Annotated in this window: 18 protein-coding genes and 1 pseudogene; 11 read left to right on the top strand and 8 right to left on the bottom strand. The window is 70.2% G+C overall.

The features are described from left to right. The first annotated feature begins 36 nt into the window (after nucleotides 1-36). Nucleotides 37-642, top strand: a complete 606-nt coding sequence (locus DFR69_RS24800) for a DUF1345 domain-containing protein (RefSeq protein WP_110040023.1) — start codon at nucleotides 37-39, stop codon at nucleotides 640-642. A 10-nt stretch (nucleotides 643-652) separates the two neighbouring features. Here DFR69_RS24800 and DFR69_RS24795 read toward each other — a convergent pair whose 3' ends face one another. Next, a complete protein-coding gene (locus tag DFR69_RS24795) occupies nucleotides 653-1,447 on the bottom strand; it encodes a GTP pyrophosphokinase (protein ID WP_425271606.1) in 795 nt (264 codons plus the stop codon). A 52-nt stretch (nucleotides 1,448-1,499) separates the two neighbouring features. Between DFR69_RS24795 and DFR69_RS24790 the strand changes: the two genes are divergently transcribed. Beyond that, the gene (locus DFR69_RS24790) at nucleotides 1,500-2,123 is read left to right on the top strand and encodes a LysE family translocator (RefSeq protein ID WP_110040106.1); all 624 of its coding nucleotides are present in this window, start codon (nucleotides 1,500-1,502) and stop codon (nucleotides 2,121-2,123) included. Nucleotides 2,124-2,133: 10 nt separating this feature from the next. Here DFR69_RS24790 and DFR69_RS24785 read toward each other — a convergent pair whose 3' ends face one another. From DFR69_RS24785 to DFR69_RS24775, 3 genes and pseudogenes are all read right to left on the bottom strand, one after another. Beyond that, nucleotides 2,134-2,607, bottom strand: a complete 474-nt coding sequence (locus DFR69_RS24785) for a hypothetical protein (RefSeq protein ID WP_110040021.1) — start codon at nucleotides 2,605-2,607, stop codon at nucleotides 2,134-2,136. An 83-nt stretch (nucleotides 2,608-2,690) separates the two neighbouring features. Continuing rightward, nucleotides 2,691-4,403 carry a glycoside hydrolase domain-containing protein gene (locus DFR69_RS24780; protein WP_110040020.1) on the bottom strand — a complete coding sequence of 571 codons (1,713 nt, stop codon included), beginning with the start codon at nucleotides 4,401-4,403 and terminating at the stop codon, nucleotides 2,691-2,693. 481 nt (nucleotides 4,404-4,884) lie between these two features. Next, nucleotides 4,885-5,865: pseudogene (locus DFR69_RS24775) on the bottom strand (NADH:flavin oxidoreductase/NADH oxidase family protein); the annotation flags it as partial. A gap of 178 nt (nucleotides 5,866-6,043) precedes the next feature. On the opposite strand from DFR69_RS24775, the gene DFR69_RS24770 reads away from it, so the two are divergent. From DFR69_RS24770 to DFR69_RS24760, 3 genes are read left to right on the top strand one after another with little or no spacing between them, the layout of a single operon-like run. Continuing rightward, on the top strand, nucleotides 6,044-7,000 hold the full coding sequence (locus DFR69_RS24770; RefSeq protein WP_110040019.1) for an acetoacetate decarboxylase family protein: 957 nt from the start codon (nucleotides 6,044-6,046) through the stop codon (nucleotides 6,998-7,000). After that, complete coding sequence (locus tag DFR69_RS24765) at nucleotides 6,997-7,680, top strand: type 1 glutamine amidotransferase domain-containing protein (protein WP_110040018.1); 684 nt, start codon at nucleotides 6,997-6,999, stop codon at nucleotides 7,678-7,680. Before DFR69_RS24770 ends, DFR69_RS24765 begins: the two co-directional genes overlap by 4 nt. A 38-nt stretch (nucleotides 7,681-7,718) precedes the next feature. Then, complete coding sequence (locus DFR69_RS24760; RefSeq protein ID WP_110040105.1) at nucleotides 7,719-7,928, top strand: hypothetical protein; 210 nt, start codon at nucleotides 7,719-7,721, stop codon at nucleotides 7,926-7,928. A 265-nt stretch (nucleotides 7,929-8,193) separates the two neighbouring features. Here DFR69_RS24760 and DFR69_RS24755 read toward each other — a convergent pair whose 3' ends face one another. Continuing rightward, on the bottom strand, nucleotides 8,194-8,955 hold the full coding sequence (locus DFR69_RS24755; RefSeq protein WP_110040017.1) for a uracil-DNA glycosylase: 762 nt from the start codon (nucleotides 8,953-8,955) through the stop codon (nucleotides 8,194-8,196). A gap of 79 nt (nucleotides 8,956-9,034) precedes the next feature. Between DFR69_RS24755 and DFR69_RS24750 the strand changes: the two genes are divergently transcribed. Next, complete coding sequence (locus tag DFR69_RS24750) at nucleotides 9,035-10,567, top strand: carboxylesterase/lipase family protein (RefSeq protein WP_110040016.1); 1,533 nt, start codon at nucleotides 9,035-9,037, stop codon at nucleotides 10,565-10,567. Here DFR69_RS24750 and DFR69_RS24745 read toward each other — a convergent pair. Beyond that, the gene (locus DFR69_RS24745) at nucleotides 10,449-11,921 is read right to left on the bottom strand and encodes an NAD(P)/FAD-dependent oxidoreductase (RefSeq protein WP_110040015.1); all 1,473 of its coding nucleotides are present in this window, start codon (nucleotides 11,919-11,921) and stop codon (nucleotides 10,449-10,451) included. The genes DFR69_RS24750 and DFR69_RS24745 overlap by 119 nt on opposite strands. Nucleotides 11,922-12,030: 109 nt before the next feature. Continuing rightward, nucleotides 12,031-12,591, bottom strand: a complete 561-nt coding sequence (locus DFR69_RS24740; protein ID WP_110040014.1) for a TetR family transcriptional regulator — start codon at nucleotides 12,589-12,591, stop codon at nucleotides 12,031-12,033. Nucleotides 12,592-12,684: 93 nt separating this feature from the next. Between DFR69_RS24740 and DFR69_RS24735 the strand changes: the two genes are divergently transcribed. From DFR69_RS24735 to DFR69_RS24725, 3 genes are read left to right on the top strand one after another with little or no spacing between them, the layout of a single operon-like run. Next, a complete protein-coding gene (locus tag DFR69_RS24735; RefSeq protein WP_110040013.1) occupies nucleotides 12,685-13,155 on the top strand; it encodes a DUF4334 domain-containing protein in 471 nt (156 codons plus the stop codon). Beyond that, entirely contained in the window at nucleotides 13,155-14,243 is a 1,089-nt protein-coding gene (locus DFR69_RS24730) for an NAD(P)-dependent alcohol dehydrogenase (protein WP_110040012.1), read from the top strand. The genes DFR69_RS24735 and DFR69_RS24730 overlap by 1 nt, the downstream gene beginning before the upstream one ends. A gap of 28 nt (nucleotides 14,244-14,271) precedes the next feature. Beyond that, nucleotides 14,272-14,898 (top strand): TetR/AcrR family transcriptional regulator, encoded by a 627-nt coding sequence (locus tag DFR69_RS24725; RefSeq protein ID WP_110040011.1) that lies wholly within the window; start codon nucleotides 14,272-14,274, stop codon nucleotides 14,896-14,898. Nucleotides 14,899-14,904: 6 nt separating this feature from the next. Here the strand turns inward: DFR69_RS24725 and DFR69_RS24720 are convergent, their stop codons facing one another. After that, nucleotides 14,905-15,555, bottom strand: coding sequence for a TetR/AcrR family transcriptional regulator (locus tag DFR69_RS24720; RefSeq protein WP_110040010.1), 651 nt, complete (start codon nucleotides 15,553-15,555; stop codon nucleotides 14,905-14,907). Between the two features lie 124 nt (nucleotides 15,556-15,679). Between DFR69_RS24720 and DFR69_RS24715 the strand changes: the two genes are divergently transcribed. Together DFR69_RS24715 and DFR69_RS24710 are read left to right on the top strand one after the other, a co-directional pair. Then, nucleotides 15,680-17,128, top strand: a complete 1,449-nt coding sequence (locus DFR69_RS24715) for a flavin-containing monooxygenase (RefSeq protein WP_110040009.1) — start codon at nucleotides 15,680-15,682, stop codon at nucleotides 17,126-17,128. Further along, on the top strand, nucleotides 17,125-18,789 hold the full coding sequence (locus tag DFR69_RS24710) for a GMC oxidoreductase (RefSeq protein ID WP_110040008.1): 1,665 nt from the start codon (nucleotides 17,125-17,127) through the stop codon (nucleotides 18,787-18,789). The genes DFR69_RS24715 and DFR69_RS24710 overlap by 4 nt, the downstream gene beginning before the upstream one ends. Nucleotides 18,790-18,801 lie beyond the last annotated feature (12 nt).

Here is an 18,801-nt window from a genome sequence, read left to right as displayed (position 1 = left end):
GGGGCGCGCGCCCGGGTTCGTGGTAGGTGTGGCGGTATGAGCCGGAAGGTGCTGGGGGCGATGGAGCTGGGGCTCACCGGCCTCGGTGTGGTCTGGCTGGTGGCGTTCTCGTGGTCCGGGAGCGGGATCGGGCTGCTGCTGGTGTGGAACCTGCTGGCGGTCGCCTACATGGCGGCCGGCTGGGCGCTGCTCTATCGCGACCTGCCCAGCGACCCGTCGGCGGATCTGGACGACTGGGTCGGGCCGAACTGGTACGCGACGACGATGGCGCTGGTGGCCAGCGGGTCGGGGGCGGCGGCGGGGTTCGTCATGATCGCGGCACGGGAGGGCGGCGGCGACGCGCTCGCCGAGGGCGTCGCCGCCGCCACGGTTTTCCTGTCCTGGCTGCTGCTGCACACCGCGTTCGCGCAGGTCTACGCGCGCGCTCACTACGCCGACGGCGGCCTGGAGTTCCCGCACTGCCCGTGGCCGCAGCTCACCGAATTCGTGTACTTCTCGTTCACCGTCGGCACGTCGTTCGCGGTGTCGGATGTGGACGTGGTGAACCGGCCCATGCGGCGGCGCGTCGTCGCGCACAGCGTGCTCAGCTTCTTCTTCAACGCCGCCGTGGTCGCCATCGCGATCGACTGGCTCAAAGGCTGAGCCGGGCCGCTCAGAGCGGCAGGTCGCCCGGGCGCAGGTGTACCGGATGCTCGGCCGTCAGGTTCCGGTAGAGCATGCCGAGGTCGAGGGATTCGGCGGCGCGCGGCTTCGTGTGCGAGCCGCGGTCGACCTGGCGGTGCAGCGCCTCCATCTTCTCGTCGAGCTGGGTCGCCACCTCGGCCGCCTGCGCGAGATCGCTGCGCAGATTCGGCGGCACCTCGCCGCGGTACTTGTAGTAGATCTTGTGCTCGAGGCTGGCCCAGAAGTCCATCGCGATGGTGCGGATCTGGATCTCGACGGGAATCCGCTCGGTGCGGTCGGAACGGAACACCGGGATCGAGACGATCAGGTGCAGGCTCTGATACCCGTTGGGCTTGCGATGGGTGATGTAGTCGCGTTCCTCCAGCACCGTGATGTCGGACTGGCTCGCCAGCATCTGCTTGATCGTCTCGATGTCGGAGATGAAGCTGCACACCACCCTGACCCCCGCGATGTCGAGGACATTCGCCCGGATCGAGGACAGGTTCATCGCGTAGTTCTTGCGCCGCACCTTCTCCAGCACGCTCTCGGGCGACTTGAGGCGCGAACCCACGTGCTCGATGGGGTTGTACTCGTGGGTGTTGTTGAAGTCCTCGCGCAAGATGTTGATCTTGGTCGTGACCTCGTCGATCGCGAACTTGTAGCCGAGCATGAAGTCGACGAACTGTTCCCGCAGCATCCGGATGTCGTCGACGTCGACGTCGATGCGACGTCCGCCGTCGGACGGCCCGTTCTCGATCACGTGATCCAGCTGCCAGGGTTTCATCGAGTCCATTGTGCCTTTCCTCGGCGAGGCCGGGCCCGCCTACCATGGTCGGATGCTCGCCGCGCTCATCTCCTTCACTCTCGCATCCCTCGTCATCGTCATCCTGCCAGGTCCGGACACCTTGGTGGTGGTCCGCAGCCTGGTGCGCGGCGGCAGGCGGGCGGGGATCCGGACCGCGGCCGGCGTGCTGTGCGGACTGGCGGTGTGGGTCGTGGCCGCCGTGGTGGGCCTGTCGGCCCTGCTGCGGGCCAGCGAGGTGGGCTACGAGGCGCTCAAGATCGTGGGCGCCTGCTATCTGGTGTGGATGGGCGTGCAGTCGCTGCGCGCCCTCCGGCGACCGGTCGGTGTCGCATCGGACACGTCGTCGGTGGCACCGCTGGATCGCGCGGGCAACTTCGGCGCCGGACTCCTCACCGACATCCTGAACCCCAAGGTCGGCGTGCTCTTCGTCAGCTTCCTGCCCGGCTTCGTGCCCGACGGCTACTCGCCGACCTGGACGACGCTGGCCTTCGGCGCCGTCTACATCGCGCTGACCGCGCTGTACTGCCTCGCCCTCGTCGTCGCCTCCGGCTCGATCTCCACCTGGATGCGGACCGACCGGATCCGCCGCCGCATCGACGCGATGACCGGCCTGGTGCTCGTCGGCTTCGGGGTGCGGCTGGCCACCGAGTCCTGAGCGCGGCCGGTCAGGGCATCTCGACGGTCTCGGCCCTGGCGATCTCACCGATGGCCCGGCCGATCGCCTCGCGGACCGGCATTCCGGTTCGCTCGGCGAGGTGGGCGATCAGGAGCACCGCGGCGGGGTGGACACCGCTCGGTGGCGCGTCCGGCTCGGTCGCGTCGTCGACCCCGAGCGCGCCGGTGAGCGTCGCGATCACCGCGGCGACGTCGAGCCCGGGATGCCAGGGCACCGTCGCCCGCATCACGGCCTCGAGCACCGCGCGCACATCGTCGCCGGTGAGCCCGTCCGGGTGCGCGACCTCGAGGAGCTCCCGCACGATCGCCGCGAGCACCGCGCCGGCCTGATCGGCGGGCAGTTCGGCCACTGCGGCGATCGCCTCGGTGAAGGCGGGTTCGTCGGCGGCGCGCGCCGCGTGGACGGCGGCGTCGACGGCGATCGCGATCGCACGCGCGGACGTGGGCCACTCGGACGGCCACATGGTGCGGGTCTCCTTCCGTGCCGGTACTCGCTACGCCGGCCGGCGCACCGAACGCCGCCAGCGTAGCCGGGTACCCCGACAGGTCAGGCGGGACGGGCCAGCGGCGTATCGGGGTCGCCGGAATTGCGCAGCGCGACAATCTTTTCGGGCACCCAGTAGATGCGGCCGAACTCGAACGCCTGGTAGACGCCGTCGTCGTGGGCGATCTCGTCGGAGGCGGGCCACCCGAGTTCGCCGTTCTCGAATCCGGCTGCCGACCAGCGGGCCCCGATCGCGCCGTGCACCCAGTAGGCGGGCGCGCCTGCCCGGCGATAGACGGTGCCGCCCTGGAAGGCCTGCGCGAGACCGGGGCCGGTGCCGCGCGGATCGGGCAGTTCCGCGTGCTCGGCGATCGGGTAGCCCAAGGGGCCTGCCTCCCAGCCGAGTTCGGCGTACTTGGTCATGATCGCGGTCGGGATGGCGTGCGCGTCGGTGGCCGGATGCCAGTAGACGTAGCCGTGCTCGAACTCGGCGAAGCGGCCGATGCCGTCCGGGGTGGCGAGTTCGCCGTCGGTGCGACGCGCGCCCAGCCACGGCGAGGCCGCCGCCCTGATGTCGATGGCGGTCTGACCGGTGCCCGCGAAATCGTTGACGTGGGCAGCGAACACGTCCCACGGGAAGTTCGGTCCGACGTCGGTGTGGGTGCCGATTCCCAGGGCCTCGGTGACGTATTTGTGGTCGCTGATGCCTTCGCCGACCCGGTAGCCGGGCGGTGCGATCACCTGCGTGGAATAGCCGTGCCGGTGCGCGCTGCGCACGGCCAGGTATGCGGCGATGCGCAGGTCGGCGTCGATCGCGAGCCACTGGTCCCGTGACCAGGCCACCCGGCTCCCCGCGAAACACAAGTTCACCGTGAACGGGTTGGCGGACAGCACCGACCAGGCGGCGAGTTCCTCGGGCACCACGCGGACGACGATGCCGTCGCGCAGGGTGTAGTGGTAGGACACGCCGTTGGCCGGGTTGTTCAGGTAGGCCGCCAGCGATTCCGCGGTGCCGTTGCCCTCCTGGGTGTGCAGCAGGAAATTGGTGATCCGCGCACCGTCGCGGGGGGAGTGCGAGGGACCGAGGCGGTCGAGTTCGGTGAAGGCGGGCACCTGGACCGAGCGGTCCAGACTCCACTGCCCGAAGTCGGGCGCGAGGATGTCGTCGACATCGACGTGTGTGCCGTCGATGACCGGGCCGGGATTGCTCGGCGTGTCGATCACCCGCTGGTACAGCACCGCCCGGGGCTCCCGCTCGGCGCCCGACCAGGCTCGTGTCTGCCACACCCAGCTGAAGTCGCCGCGGCGGCCGACCACCCCGTCCTCGATCGCCCACGCGCACACCCGGGAATGTCCGTAGATGCCCGTCCATTCCGTGCCGAGCACGGAGTTCACCCCGCGGAAGAAGTCGACGGCGGTCGCGTTCCACTGGCTCAGCGAGATGTCCTCGTCGACGGCGAAGAAGATCGGCGCACGGCGTGGCCCACCGACCTCCAGATGCGTGGCGAGCGCCTGCTCGGCCATTCGCCTGCCGCCGTCGAAGCCGGTCGTCCAGTCGGACGGGGTGGGATCGCCTGGCTTGCCGTACTGCCAGATCGAGACGACGTCGAGTCCGGCGGCGGCGAGCGCGCGGGCGTACTCGGCGGTGATCGGTTTGGCACCGAAGTTCGCGCCCGGTCTGCTCGGTGACACGTAGGCGAGGACCGCCGAGTGTCCGGCCGCCGCGATCGCGGCGGGATCGATGAGACGAGCTGCGAAATCGACAGCGGTGGACATGGTTGACCCCCTGCATGATTCATATCCGTTGGCATGGTTCACGCTCGCGTCCCGCGACAGCACGGCGGGACGACACTGGCGCCACAGATCGGCGCCGGGGTGACCGAGGATCTCACCCGGCATTTATTCTAGGCGAAACATTCACCCCTGCACCGCGATTCGCGAGCACAGCGCCGCCTCTCGGCGCGATCATGTCACGCGGCACGGCTTCTCAGCCAGGCGCGGTAGCGGCGCAGCGCGCGGCGCTGGAGCCAGAGCTCCGTGGCGAGGCGAGCTTCGGATCGATGCCGGGCCGGGTCCGCCTGCCCGCGCCGAGGCGGCGCAGTTGCCGGCGCACGCGCGCCATGCTCGCGGCGGAGGCGACCGCCTTGTCCGCGATGCGCACGGGCGCCAACTCCACCGCCGCGCCGGTGTCCGCGCGCCAGCGGTTCGGCAGGTCGGGGTCGACGGCGAGCGCGCTGCCCATACCGACGAGGTCGATCCCGCCGGCGAGGACCTGCTCGGCCACCGGAAGCCGGGCGACACCGCCGGTCAGCATGAGCGGCAGCGGGCTGGACGCGGCGAGTTCCTCGGCGAGACCGAGGAAATAGGCCTCCCGCGATCGTGTGCGCTCGTCGCCGGACTGTCCGGTCATGGCCGGTGCCTCGTAGCTGCCTCCCGACAACTCGACGAGGTCGACACCGAGGGGCGCCAGCAGGGCGATCACGGCCGCGGCGTCGTCTGCGTCGAAGCCACCACGCTGGAAGTCTGCCGAGTTCAGCTTGACGGCCACCGCGAAGCCCGGGGCGACCGTGGCCCGCACGGCGCCGACGATGTCGAGCAGGAGCCTGGCCCGGTTCGCCAGGGTGCCACCCCACTGATCGGTGCGCCGATTGGCGAGCGGGGAGAGAAATTGGGAGAGCAGATACCCGTGCGCGGCGTGGATCTCGACACCGTCGAAGCCGGCCTCCTCGGCCCGGCGCGCGGTCTCGGCGAAGCGCGTCACGGTCTCCTCGATCTGGCCCGCGGTCATCTCGACCGGCTCGGCGAAGCGGCCGCTGTTCTTGCCGACGTCGACCCGGACGGCCGACGGGCCCCAGGCGACGCCGGGCATGTTCGCGCCCACCTGCCTGCCCGGATGATTGATCTGCATCCACACCCGCGCGCCCCCGCTCTTCGCGGCGTCGGCCCACCGCCGGAACGGCTCGAGCGGAGACCGCGCGTCGAGGACGACACCGCCGGGCCCGGTCAGCGCCTCGGCGTGGACCATGACATTGCCCGTGATGATCAGGCCGACCCCGCCCCGGCTCCAGCGCCGGTAGAGCCGGAACAGAGCCTCGTCCGGGAGCTGCCCGTACGCGGCCATGTTCTCCTCCATGGCGGCCTTGGCCAGCCGGTTCGGGAGCACCGCGCCGTGGGGGAGCGTGAACGGCGCGAAGACCGGCGAATCCGTCGTGGGTGACGTGGGGGCTGTCGAAGGCATCAGAACTCCTCTGCGCGGTATGTTTACGTTGCTTACATGAACCTAGGAAGTGGTGTAAGCGGTGTCAACTTCAGGAAAGGGTGGCCGTTGTCACTGCGGAGCGAGGGTGTGTTGACAGTGCTTACATGTAGCCCTAGCATCGGTGGATGTAAGCAACGTAAACATTAGGAGATGTGCCATGGCACGCACCTCGCACCACACGGTCACCGTCGATCTGGGCGGGCATTCGGTCGAGGTCCCGCAGGGCGGCCTGTACGACCGGTTCCGGATGGCAACCGATCTGGACGTCGTCGCGGCCGACCCGCGGGTGAGCGGCGTCGACTTCTTCCGGCGGCTGCCGAAGGTGCGGGTCGACTCGCCGATCGGCCCGACCTGGTCGCCGAACTTCTACTACCGCGTCTCCACCGCCCGGCTGACGATGATCGCGCCGGCGCGGGCGATCCGGTCGCGACTCCCGCGCGCCCTCGATCCGCTCGAACTCGTGCCCGGCCTCGGCCTCGTCTCGCTGATGTTCTTCCGCTACGACGTGTGCGACATCGACTTCTACACCGAAGCCGCCGTCGGCATCGCCGTCCGGCCGGCGCGGCACGGCGGACTCGGTGTCGCCGACCTGCTGTCCGGTCTACAGAACGACCACCTGCACTCCTATGTCCTGTCGCTGCCCGTCACCACCGACATCGCCCAGGTGCGCGGCCACGACGGCTACGGATTCCCGAAATGGGTCACCGACATCGACGTCGACATCGACCACCGGCGGGCGACCGCGCGCGTCGCCGGCGACGACGGTGGCACCGATGTCGCCTTCGCTGCGCCGACGCCGCGACACCGGGGGCACGTCTCGGGTGAACGCGTCGCGAGCCTGACCTCCTACACGCGGATCGACGGCGCCTGGCACTCGACGCTGAGCCAGACCAACGTCCTTTCGGCGGGCACCACCCGGCTGCCGCGGGGAATCCGGCTCGAGCTCGGGGCGGGCCGGCTCTCCGACGACCTCCGGGCACTGAGACCGATCAGGACCATCCAGCTCGACGTCATGACCGAGGGGCAGAACGCGCTGCACATGCCGGTCCCCACCTCGGTACGGGCGCACACTGAGATCAAGGAGTCGCGACGGACGAAGGAGAACCACGCATGACCAAGCGCATCTTGCACGTCGTCACCAACGTCGGTCACTATGACGACCCGTCCCATCCGACCGGCCTGTGGCTGTCCGAGCTGACCCATGCCTGGCAGGTGTTCGAGGAGAAGGGTTTCGAGCAGACGCTCGTCAGCCCGGCGGGCGGCCCGGTGCCGCTCGAGCCCCGGTCGCTGAAGTTCCCCAGCTACGACAAGACCGCGAAGGCGTGGCGGGCGGATCCGGCCAAGATGGCGCTGCTGCAGCAGACCGCGAGTCCCGAGGAGATCGATGCGGCCGACTACGACGCCATCTACTTCACCGGCGGGCACGCGGTCATGTACGACTTTCCCGACAGCGTGGGGCTGCAGCGCCTCACGCGGGAGATCTACGAGCGCGGCGGCATCGTCTCCTCGGTCTGCCACGGCTACTGCGGCCTGCTCAACACGACGCTCTCCGACGGTTCCCATCTCGTGGCAGGCCGCAACCTCACCGGGTTCGCCTGGCTGGAGGAGGTTCTCGCCAGGGTCGACAAGCTCGTGCCCTACAACGCCGAAGCGGAGATGAAGAAGCGTGGCGCGAACTACGAGAAGGCGAAACTGCCGTTCGTCTCCTATGTCGTGGTCGACGGGAACCTGGTGACCGGACAGAATCCCGGCTCGGCCGAGGAGACCGCGAAGAAGGTCGCCGCCCTGCTCTGATCCGGCGCGCGGTGCCCCACATGGACTACGGTGGCGGCGTGGGGAATTCCGAGTTCGCGCCGGGTGACGTCGTCTACTTTCCGGCGGGACCGTTCAGTGGTGTCTGCGCCGTCGTCCGCGAGGTCGATCCGCATCGCACCACCCTGCGCCTGGAGTTCAGTGAGGGCGCCGTCCATCGCGAGGGTGGCGTCCTCCACGAGCGCCGTCACACCCTCACCGTCGCCTTCGACGAGGTCGCCCTCGTCTGACGTGCTCCAAAGTTTGGCGACGGGGGAGGGGAGCATCCAGGTGTGATGCCGTCGTGCGGTGGGGGAGTGATGCGCGGTGGATCGTGGGATTGCTTGGTGGGGAACGGTTCTCGCTGTTTCGAGCGACGAGCAGGCCATTAGGTGGCGCCGAGGGCCCGATGGTTGAGCCACCAAAAACAGAAGGATACTGCGATATGCGCATCTAACTATATAAAATCACCAACCTACATCACTCCATACCCGCATGTCCCGTCTACAGAACAGCTCAGGACGGCAGGGGCGGGGCTGCGTGGGTGAGATTGATGGCGGTGCGGAAGATGTCTTCGAGCATCGTGGGCGTCAGGCGGCCGGTGAACGTGTTGTGGGGACTCACGTGGTAGCAGCCGAGCACCGTGAGCGTGCGGCCGTCGGGATGGTTCAGGGTGAGCTGGGCGCCGTGACCGAAGCGGGGGCGCGGCCGGGGGATCACCCACCCGCCCTGGGCGAGGACCGTGAACAGGGCCTGCCAGCCGAAGCCGCCGAGGACCACGATCACCCGGACGGTCGGCGCGAGGAGTTCCAGCTCGCGGGTGAGGTAGGCGGCGCAGCGAAGACGCTCGGAGCTGGTCGGCTTGTTCTCGGGCGGGGCGCAGTGCACGGGCGCGGTGAGCCGGGTGTTGCGCAGCTCGATGCCGTCGTCGACGCTCACCGGATGCGCGCCCGTCGCCAGGCCGACCGCGTGCAGGGCGGCGAACAGGACGTCGCCGCTGCGGTCCCCGGTGAACATGCGCCCGGTCCGGTTGCCGCCGTTGGCCGCGGGCGCCAGGCCGACCACGAGGATCTCGGCGTCGTCGGGTCCGAAGCCGGGGACCGGGCGGGCCCAGTACTCCTCGTCCCGGAAGGCCGCGCGCTTGATCCGGGCGGCCTCCTCGCGCCAGGCGACCAGCCGCGGGCAGGCGCGGCAGGTACTGATCAGAGCGTCGAGTTCGGCGATGCTCTGCGTGGTTCCAGCAGCGAGCGGGGCGTTTTCCGGATCGGCGCCGACCATCGGGCCAGTCTAGTCGGGGGTTGATGGTGGTCGGCCGAACCGCCTGCGCGGTACCGCTGGTACCACGTACCGTGGAGTCATGGTGTCCACCGAGATCGTGACCGCCGACGGAGTCGTGCGCGGTCGAGCCGGCCGTCGAGTCATCCGCTGGCGTGCTGTTCCCTACGCCGCCCCGCCCGTCGGGGACCTGCGTTTCCGTGCGCCGCAACCCGTCACGCCGTGGACGGGGGTGCGGTCGGCGACGGAGTTCGGCGCCGCCGCTGTCCAGCACCCCAGCGGCGCCCGCACCGGCGCGCGGACGTGGCAGCCGACGGGGGAGGACTGCCTGACGCTGAATGTCACGGCGCCCGCGGCGCCTGCGACGGGTCCGCGGCCCGTCCTGGTGTTCATCCACGGCGGCGGGTACCTCATCGGCGCGGCCAGCATGTACTCCGGCGCGCGGCTGGCGGCGCGCGGTGACGTGATCGTGGTGTCGGTGACCTACCGGCTCGGTGCGCTCGGCTACGTCGACTTCAGTGAGTTCTCCACGCCGGAAAGGCCTGTCGAGTCGAATCTGGGTCTGCGCGACCAGGTGGCGGCGCTCGAGTGGGTGCAGCGCAACATCGCCGCGTTCGGTGGCGATCCGGGGAATGTGACGGTCTTCGGCGAATCGGCGGGCGCGCACGCGGTGGTCACGCTGCTGGCCACGCCCGCCGCGAAGGGGCTGTTCCATCGCGCGATCGCGCAGAGCGCGCCTGCGGATTGGACGGCGGGGCCCGAGGAGGCCCGTCGGTTCGCGCGTGCCTGTCTGGAGCGGCTCGGTGCCGATCCGGCCGACGGGGCACGGGCGCTGCGCACGGCGAAGGCGAGTGATCTGTGCCGGGCGGCGGACCGCGCACTGGGCCGCGCGCTGCGTGAGCTGCCCGGCAGTTTCCCGTACTCGCCGGTGGTCGACGGTGACTTCCTGCCCGAGGCGCCGATGGAGGTGATCGCGGCGGGCCGCGCGCATCCGGTGCCGCTGATCATCGGTACAAACCGGGACGAGGCGACGCTGTTCCAGCGCTTCGCGAAGTCGGTCCCGCACACGCCGGAGCAGCTGAGCGTGGCGTTCGGTCGTTGCGATCCGGGTGTCGAACAGCGGGTGATCCGCGCCTACCCGGGCTATCCGTCGCCGCGGACCGCGGTGCGGATCGGCGGTGACTTCATGTTCTGGCGGCCCACCCTGGCCGTGCTGGACGGGCACAGCCGGTGCGCGCCGACCTACGCCTACCGTTTCGACTTCGCGCCGCGCGCGGTGCGGCTGGCGGGGTTCGGTGCGACGCACGCGCTCGAGCTGCTTCCGGTCTTCGGCTGGGTGGACGGTCCGCTGGGTCGCGCGATGACGGCCGCGGGCGGTCGCCGCGCGTTCCGTTCGGTGCAGGATCAGGTCCAGGAGAACTGGCTGAGTTTCGCGCGCACGGGTTCGCCGTTGCCGTCGTGGCCGCCCTACACGGTCGAGCGGCGGGCGACGCGCATCATCGATGTTCCGCCGCGGGTACTGATCGATCCCGACGCGGCGCAGCGGCAAGCGTGGCAGGGAGTGCGGATCGCGGCACCGGAGGGTCCGATCGATCAGCGGAGCGCCGGGGCGTGAGGACGGGCGGAGTGTTGCCGCGCAGGGCGGTTCGCGTCGCGTGGATGTTGCGGGCGCCGATGCGCAGTTCCAGGGCCAGGTCGCGCAGGACGGCGCGGGTGTCGGGCTGATGCCGCAGCGCGCCCGCGACGAGGCGTAGCGCGCGTGCGGGGGTGTGGAGTTCGGCGGGGCGACGGGTCCTGGAGAAGATACCGGTGGTGACGCGGGCGAGTTCCGGGTCGTCGGCGGCGCGGCGGTAGAGCTCGATTTCCAAGGGCCGCATGGCTTCTCCGCGCGCGAGCCGGTTGGTCCAGTGGAACATGGCACGGCATTCGTCGACCCGGCGTCGTTCCCAGGCGCGCAGTGCGCGGTCGAGTCGTTCGGGTTCGTGGAGGACCTCGGTGACGGCTTCGCCGAGGAGCCTGCCGTAGCGGAGGGCGTCGCGGATGCCCTGGGCGGTGACGGGGTCTTTGAAGTGGCCGGCGTCGCCGGGGAGGGCCCAGCCGGGGCCGGCGGAGCGGCGGAAGTAGGAGGACAGGCCGGTCGCGGCGCGGACCCGGCCGACGCGTTCGCAGTCGCGGAGCCGGTCGGCCAGGGCCGGAATGCGCTGGAGGGCTTCGGTGTAGCGGCGTTCGGCGGCGCTGGGGCCGCAGCGGCCCGGGACGGCCGGTGGTTGGACGAGGCTGAGGACGAGTCCGTCGTCGCAGGGGAAGGCGGTGCCCAGGTCGGCGCCGACGCGCCATTGCGCCGCGGTGTCGCGGGGACGGCCCGGGGTGTCGCGCCAGTAGGCGTAGTAGCAGTCGCGTCCGCTGGGCACGGTGAGCAGTGGTGGTTGCGCGCCGACGGTCTGGGCGACGGTGCTGTCGCGGCCGTCGGCACCGATGACGAGGGCAGCGCTGATCTCGACGGTGGCGCCGGCGCCGTCGGTGTATCGGACTCCGGCGCAGCGGTTCCCGGCGCGCAGGACCGAGGTGACACGGCTGCGCTGCCTGATCTCGGCGCCCGCCGCACGCGCGGTGCGGACGAGGACGTCGTCGAGGCCGGTGCGCCGGACGCAGAGGGCGTGGTCGATGCCGTCGACGGTGGGGAAGGTGGTGTCGATGCCGTATCCGGCGCCCGCGGCGTAGGCGTTGGTCAGGGGTGGTGCGCCGAGGGCGAGCACGTCGGCGAGGGCGCCGAGGTGCTGGAGTTCGGCGAGACCCGCCGGCCAGAGCAGGTGCGTGGAGAGGGTGTCGGAGGGCAGGGGTGCGGCGTCGAGGACCACGACGCGGTGTCCGGCCCGTGCCAGCGTGATGGCGCTCGCCGCGCCGGCGCAGCGGGCGCCGACGATGACGACGTCGGCCGATTCGGCCGCCGCGGCGGGGGAGTCGGGCATGGATACCGCCTGGTTCGTCGGGTCTCGGACAACTGACCAAGATCATCATCCGGTGGCCGGGGAACACTGTCAACGGCGCCGGGGGACAGCGGAATCGCCTCGGCGGTGCTCAGGGGCTGACGATGCGAGCGGCCGCGGCGACGGTCGCGGCACGGCGCCGGGTGAGCTGGTCGTGTTCGCCCTTGGCGGCCGCGTAGTGGGCGTGCATGGCGGTGGTGCGGACCAGGTCGGTGAGCATGCGCAGCAGGATCGAGGGCGCGATGTCGGTGGTGATCAGGCCCGCGCGCTGGCCGCGGGCGAGTTCGGCGAGTTTCGCGTCGATGGTGGGGCGCAGCTCGCCGGCGAGGACGTCGGTGGGTTCGAGGTCGGACCAGGCCTGCAGGCGGGCGTCGTCGGGGTGGGCGATGAAGTGGTCGAACAGGCGGCCGACGTAGCCGGGGATGTCGTCGGCGTTCATGGCGGTCTCGGCGGCGGTCTCGGTGATCCAGCGCGCGCTGACGGCGGCGTAGAGCTCGTGCTTGCCGGGGAAGTAGGCGTAGAGGCGGTCCTTGCTCGCGTTGGCTGCCTCGGCGATGCGGTTGATCCGGGCGCCCGCGACACCGTAGGCGGCGAATTCGGCCTTGGCGGCCGCGAGTATGCGTTCCCTGGTCGCCTCTCCCGCCGCTCGCATGGCAGCATCGTACCCCTTGCCGAACCATCTGGTTCGGAACTAGGGTCCGTTCTGGAACCGGCAGGTTCTCGAATCGGCGAGATGAGGAACACGATGGGCGCGGACAAACCCCGCTGGCAGCAACTCCGGGAACAGGCCGATGGCGTGTCCACCGCCGAACTGGACCAGCTGTGGACCCGGCTGCGCCCGGCGCGCAGCGAGGACATCCTCGGGCAGTGGCGCGGCGCCGCGTTCCAGACCGGCCACCCGCTGTGCCGTGCGCTGCCGGCGAGCCGGTGGTACGGCAAGAACTTCGTCGCGGTCGACGACGCGAAGCCGCTGATCTGCCGGGCCGAGGACGGCTCCCTGTTCTCGAACGTCGAACTGGGACAGGGCGAGGCGACGCTGTGGAACATCGAGTTCCGCGGTGAGGTCACCGCGACCATGGTCTACGACGGTCGCGCGGTGTTCGACCATTTCAAGTGGCTCGACGACCGCACCCTGATGGGCATCATGAACGGCCGCGCGGAGCTGGTGCTCTCGCGGGGCGAGCATTTCTACTTCCTGCTGGAACGGGACGCCTGATGCGGACCACGGCGGTGCTGTCGCGGGATCCGGCGGCGGCCTTCTCCGTCGAGCCCGTCGAGATCGACGAGCCGCGTGCGGGGGAGATCCTGGTGCGGATCGCGGCGGCGGGGATCTGTCACACCGATCTGGCGACCCGGCGCGCGGGCGCCGCGGACCGGCCGATTCTGCTCGGTCACGAGGGCGCGGGCGTGGTCGCCGCGGTCGGACCGCAGGTGGTCGGGGTGCGTCCCGGTGACCATGTGGTGCTGACCTTCCGGCACTGCGGCGCCTGCGCGAACTGCCTGGCCGGTCGACCGGCCTACTGCCGGGAATCGGTGGCGCTGAACCAGTTCGGGCGTCGCGGGCACGACGCGCCCCGCGTCGCGCACGCGGAGGGTCCGGTGCTGGACGGCTTCTTCGGGCAGTCGAGTTTCGCCGGATACGCGCTGACGACCGCGGACAACACGATCGTGGTCGACCCGGCGATCGATCTGGCGGTGGCCGCGCCCTTCGGCTGCGGCTTCCAGACCGGTGCGGGCGCTGTGCTGAACGTGCTGCGGCCGGAGCCGGGCGCGTGGGTGGCGGTCTACGGGGCGGGAGCGGTCGGGATGGCCGCGGTGCTGGCCGCTCGGACGCTCGACGGCGTGCGGGTCCTCGTCGTGGAGACCTCCGCGGCGCGCCGCGAGCTCGCGCTCGAGCTGGGCGCGGACGCCGCGGTGGATCCGGCCGACGGGCCGACGGTGGCGGCGGTGCGGGAGCTGACCGGTGGCGGTGCGACGCACGCGCTGGACACCACCGGTATCCCGTCGGTGCTGGCGGACGCGCTCGCGGCGCTGGCGACCGGGGCGACCGTGGTCGCGGTGGGACTCGGTCGCGGCACGCCGCCGATCGACGTGAGCGAGATCGTGTTGCACGGCAAGACCATCCGGGGCTGTCTCGAAGGTGACAGTGTGCCCGCCGAGTTCATCCCGCGGCTGCTCGATCTGCATGCCGCCGGACGTTTCCCCGCCGAGCGGCTCATCGGCCGCTACCGGCACACCGAGATCGACACCGCGCTCGCCGACCAGCGGGCCGGGCGGGTCGTCAAACCGGTCCTCACCTGGTGACCGGACGTTCGGAATATCGAGGCAGCGCATGACTCTCCTGCACAGCGACATCGAGGCCGACCTGGCCTCGGCGGGTTCGGCGGTCCCGAGCCGGGCCGAACGGCTCACGACCGCGTTGGACGCGGCGCGCGCGGAGTTCGTCGCGCACGGCTATCACGGCGCGAGCATGGATCAGATCAGTATGCGGGCCGGGATGAGCAAGCCGGTGCTGTACACGCTCTACGCCAACAAGCTGGATCTGTATCTGGCTGTCCTGCAACACCATCTGGATCGGATGGTGGAGGGGATCCGGGCGGCGCTGATCGATGCCACCGGGCAGGAGGACAAGGTCCGCCGCGCGGTGCTGGCCTATTTCGACTTCGTCGACGAGGATCCGGCCGGGCATGTGCTGGTGTTCGAGTCGCCGGTGCCCAGTGAGCCGAGTGTGCGGTGGCGGGCGCGGCACGCGTTCAGCGAGTGCGCGGTGCTGGTGAGCGCGGAGCTGCGGGCGGCGGGCATGGACGACGCGCGAGCATTCACATGTGCGTTCGGGCTGGTGGGGGCGAGCCATCTGGCCGCGCGGCAGTGGTTGGACGCGGGGCGCCCGATCCCGAAGCGGGACGCGGTGGCGACGACGGTCGCGCTGTGCTGGAACGGGTTGTCCGGGATCGGCTGAGGCGGGTCAGGGCCGGACGGCGGTGTCGGCGAGCAGTTCGTCGGCGGGCAGCCGTCCCACCAGGACGGCGAGGGCGCGTTTCCAGCGGGCCACGACCGCGTCGTGGTCGCCGACGGTGCCGGTGAGCATGGCGGTCATGGACAGGCCGGTGAGCAGGTCGAGGGTGAATTCGACGAGCGTTTCGGCGCGGGGGTCGGTGTCGTAGGGCTCGTCGATCATGGCGCGGTAGCGCGTGCGCATCTCGGTGAGGACGCGGCGTTCCTCGTGGATGAGGTTGTCGCGCAGGTCGGTGTCGGTGCGGGCGGCGACCCACAGGTCGAGGGCGGTGTAGAAGGCGGGGCTGGTGAGGTCGCGCCAGGCGAGGTCGACGATGGCCTGGAGCCGGTCGCTGCCGGTGGGCAGGCGCTCGGCGGCCTGGGTGAAGGCGGCCAGGCGCAGGTCGACGACGCGGGTGGTGGCGGCGATGAGCAGTTCGGCGCGGGTGGGGAAGTGGTGCTGGACGGTGCCGCGGGCGAGGCCCGCGCGTTCCTGCACGGCGGTGACGGTGGTGGCGGCGTAGCCGCGTTCGAGCAGGCATTCCGCGGCGTTGGTCAGGATGAGGGCGCGGGTGGTAGCGCGGCGTTCGGCCTGGGTGCGGCGGGTTTGTTGCACGGTCACCTGAGAAATCGTACGCCGTGACGGAAAATGAGACGACTATTGACGCGGCGGCAACAAACCTGCTCCAATGAAGAAACCGTACGCAGCAACTGTTTTTCTGGTCGCTGGAACACGAGAGGATCACATGGCACCCTCGATCGCGATCATCGGCAGTGGTTTCGGCGGCCTGGCCGCCGCGATCGCCCTGAAGAAGCGGGGATTCGACGACATCGTCGTCTTCGAGAAGGCCGACGACGTCGGCGGGGTCTGGCGCGAGAACACCTACCCCGGTGCCGCCTGCGATGTGCCGTCGCCGTTCTACTCGTTCTCCTTCGCGCCGAATCCGCGCTGGCCGCACCGCTTCTCGCGCCAGCCCGCGATCCTGGACTACATCCGCGCCGTCGCCGCCGATTACGACGTGCGCCGCCACATCCGCTTCGGCACCGAGGTCACCGGCGCGGCCTTCGACGACACGTCCGGAAAATGGACTGTTGAGCTCGGAACGGGCGAGTCGGTGGTGGTGGACGTGCTCGTCTCGGCGGTCGGCCAGCTCTCGCGGCCCGCGCTGCCCTCGATCGAAGGACGGGACACCTTCGCGGGCGACAGTTTCCACTCCGCCGAATGGGATCACGAGGTCGACCTGAGCGGTAAGCGGGTCGTGGTGATCGGCACCGGCGCCAGCGCCATCCAGTTCGTGCCCGAGATCCAGCCGCGGGTCGGCGCGCTGACGGTGTTCCAGCGCAGCGCGCCCTACATCATCCCGCGTCCGGATCGCGAGTTCTCCCCGCTGCACCACAAGATCTTCGAACGGCTGCCCGCGACCGAACTGGCCGAACGCGGCACCTGGTACGGCGTGGTCGAGGGGCTCAGCGTGGCCTGGGTCTATGCCAAACCGCTGGCGGCGGCGATCAAGGCGTGGTCGAAGTTCCACATGCGCCGCCAGACCAGGGCCAAGCCGGGCCTGTTCGAGAAGGTCTGGCCCGACTACCAGATCGGGTGCAAGCGGATCCTGTTCTCCGACAACTACCTTCCCGCGCTGGCCGAGCCGAATGTCGAGCTGTGCACCGACCGGATCGCCGCGATCACGCCCACCGGTGTCCGCACCGAGGACGGGCGCGAGCACGAGGCGGACGTGATCATCTGGGGCACCGGGTTCGCGACGACCGAATTCCTCGCTCCCATGACCATCACGGGCGCGGCGGGCCACCCGCTGACGACCGAATGGGAGACCGGTGCGCACGCCTACTACGGGATGACGGTGCCCCGCTTCCCCAACCTGTTCCTGATGTACGGGCCCAACACCAACACCGGCGGCGGCTCGATCATCTACTTCCTCGAGGCCCAGGCCGACTATCTCGCCGACTATGTCGCCCATCTCGCGGCGACCGGATCGGCGCTGACGGTGCGGCCGGAGGTGGAACAGGCCTACGACGCGCGGATCCAGGACGTCCTCGCCGGCAGCGTGTGGAGCAAATGCTCCTCGTGGTATCGGCAGGCCGACGGGCGGATCACCACCAACTGGCCCTTGCTCGGCATCCAGTACAAGAAGCAGGCGCGGTTCGATCCCGCTGACTACGAGGTGATCTCGGCATGAGTGACTACGACTACGACGTGATCGTCATCGGCTCCGGGTTCGGTGGCAGCGTCACCGCGCTGCGCCTGACCGAGAAGGGTTACCGGGTCGGGGTGCTGGAATCGGGGCGCCGCTGGAACGCCGAGGACTACCCGAAGACCAACTGGAACATTCGCAAGTCGATCTGGGCCCCGCGACTGGGCCTGACCGGGCCGCAGCGGATCAGCGCGCTCGGGAAATGCCTGGTGTTCAGCGGCTCCGGTGTCGGCGGCGGGTCGCTGATCTACGGCAACACCCTCTACGAGCCGCTGCCGGAGTTCTACGGCGATCGCGCCTGGGCGCACATCACCGACTGGAAGAGCGAACTCGCGCCCTACTACGACCAGGCCAAACGCATGCTCGGCGTGGTCGAGAACCCGCGGGTCGGCCCCAAGGACGAGGTGCTGCTGCAGGTCGCGCGCGGAATGGACGTCGCCGACACCTTCCACCGCACCCAGGTCGGGGTGTTCTTCAACGAGGGCTCCGAAGGCGAAGAGGTCGACGACCCGTACTTCGGTGGCGCCGGACCGCGGCGCGCGGGCTGCATCCACTGCTCGGAGTGTTTCACCGGGTGCAAGCACAACGCGAAGAACACCACCACGGTCAACTATCTGCACCTGGCGGAAAGCCTCGGCGCGCAGGTGCATCCGCTGACCACGGTCACCTCGGTGGCGCCCGACGGCGCCGGCGGGTACCGGATCGAGACGGTGGCCTCCGATCGCCTGTTCCGCAAGAACCGCCGCACGTTCACCGCGAAGGAGGTGGTGTTCGCGGCAGCCGCGCTCGGCACCCAGAAGCTGCTGCACAAACTGCGCGCCGACGGCACCCTGCCGCGGCTTTCGCCGCGCGTCGGCGCGCTGACCAGGAGCAATTCCGAGGCGATCATCGGCGTCACGAGCAAGTCGCGCAAGGACTTCGCCCAGGGCGTGGCGATCACCTCCTCGATCCATCCCGAGCCGCAGACGCACGTGGAGGTGTGTACCTACGGGTCCGGCCAGAACGCGCTGTTCCTGCAGACGGTCCCGATGGTCGACGGTGGCGCGTTCCGCTTCCTGCGACTGCTGCTGACGATGCTGCTGCATCCGATCCAGTTCCTGCGGTCGCAGAACGCGCACGGCGCCTCGGATCGGTCGGTGATCCTGCTGGTGATGCAGTCGCTGGACAACTCGCTCACCTCGTATCTGAAGGGACGGCGGCTGGTGACCCGGCAGGGCAGCGGGGAGCCGAATCCGACGTGGATTCCGCTGGCACACGACATCGCCCGCGCGTACGCGGCCGACATCGACGGCATCAGCGGCAACATCGCGACCGACATCTTCAACATCCCGGCGACGGCCCACTACATCGGCGGCGCGACCATCGGCGACTCGGCCGAGACCGGGGTCATCGACCCGTATCAGCGGGTGTACGGCCATCCCGGCCTGCACGTGGCCGACGGCAGCGCCATCACGGCCAACCTCGGTGTCAATCCGTCGCTGACCATCACCGCGCAGGCCGAGCGCGCGATGGCGTTCTGGCCCAACAAGGGCGAACCCGATCCGCGGCCCGACCTCGGCGCGGCCTACCAGCGGATCAGTCCCGTCGCGCCCGCGCGCCCCGCGGTGCCGTCGACCGCGCCCGGCGCGCTGCGCCTGCCCGTGTGAACGATCGAGAGG

This window comes from Nocardia neocaledoniensis, assembly GCF_003182135.1.
In the GTDB taxonomy this organism is placed as follows: Bacteria; Actinomycetota; Actinomycetes; order Mycobacteriales; family Mycobacteriaceae; genus Nocardia; species Nocardia neocaledoniensis.
This window is presented reverse-complemented; position numbering and strand designations above follow the sequence as displayed.

What these genes read in the sequence shown, in the direction of transcription:
- DFR69_RS24710 (WP_110040008.1), top strand. Translation starts at nt 17,125, where the DNA reads ATGAGTGACTACGACTACGACGTGATCGTCATCGGCTCCGGGTTCGGT.
- DFR69_RS24785 (WP_110040021.1), bottom strand. Translation starts at nt 2,607, where the DNA reads ATGTGGCCGTCCGAGTGGCCCACGTCCGCGCGTGCGATCGCGATCGCC.
- DFR69_RS24715 (WP_110040009.1), top strand. Translation starts at nt 15,680, where the DNA reads ATGGCACCCTCGATCGCGATCATCGGCAGTGGTTTCGGCGGCCTGGCC.
- DFR69_RS24795 (WP_425271606.1), bottom strand. Translation starts at nt 1,447, where the DNA reads ATGAAACCCTGGCAGCTGGATCACGTGATCGAGAACGGGCCGTCCGAC.
- DFR69_RS24780 (WP_110040020.1), bottom strand. Translation starts at nt 4,403, where the DNA reads ATGTCCACCGCTGTCGATTTCGCAGCTCGTCTCATCGATCCCGCCGCG.
- DFR69_RS24740 (WP_110040014.1), bottom strand. Translation starts at nt 12,591, where the DNA reads ATGCGAGCGGCGGGAGAGGCGACCAGGGAACGCATACTCGCGGCCGCC.
- DFR69_RS24800 (WP_110040023.1), top strand. Translation starts at nt 37, where the DNA reads ATGAGCCGGAAGGTGCTGGGGGCGATGGAGCTGGGGCTCACCGGCCTC.
- DFR69_RS24755 (WP_110040017.1), bottom strand. Translation starts at nt 8,955, where the DNA reads ATGGTCGGCGCCGATCCGGAAAACGCCCCGCTCGCTGCTGGAACCACG.
- DFR69_RS24745 (WP_110040015.1), bottom strand. Translation starts at nt 11,921, where the DNA reads ATGCCCGACTCCCCCGCCGCGGCGGCCGAATCGGCCGACGTCGTCATC.
- DFR69_RS24735 (WP_110040013.1), top strand. Translation starts at nt 12,685, where the DNA reads ATGGGCGCGGACAAACCCCGCTGGCAGCAACTCCGGGAACAGGCCGAT.
- DFR69_RS24765 (WP_110040018.1), top strand. Translation starts at nt 6,997, where the DNA reads ATGACCAAGCGCATCTTGCACGTCGTCACCAACGTCGGTCACTATGAC.
- DFR69_RS24790 (WP_110040106.1), top strand. Translation starts at nt 1,500, where the DNA reads ATGCTCGCCGCGCTCATCTCCTTCACTCTCGCATCCCTCGTCATCGTC.
- DFR69_RS24770 (WP_110040019.1), top strand. Translation starts at nt 6,044, where the DNA reads ATGGCACGCACCTCGCACCACACGGTCACCGTCGATCTGGGCGGGCAT.
- DFR69_RS24750 (WP_110040016.1), top strand. Translation starts at nt 9,035, where the DNA reads ATGGTGTCCACCGAGATCGTGACCGCCGACGGAGTCGTGCGCGGTCGA.
- DFR69_RS24730 (WP_110040012.1), top strand. Translation starts at nt 13,155, where the DNA reads ATGCGGACCACGGCGGTGCTGTCGCGGGATCCGGCGGCGGCCTTCTCC.
- DFR69_RS24725 (WP_110040011.1), top strand. Translation starts at nt 14,272, where the DNA reads ATGACTCTCCTGCACAGCGACATCGAGGCCGACCTGGCCTCGGCGGGT.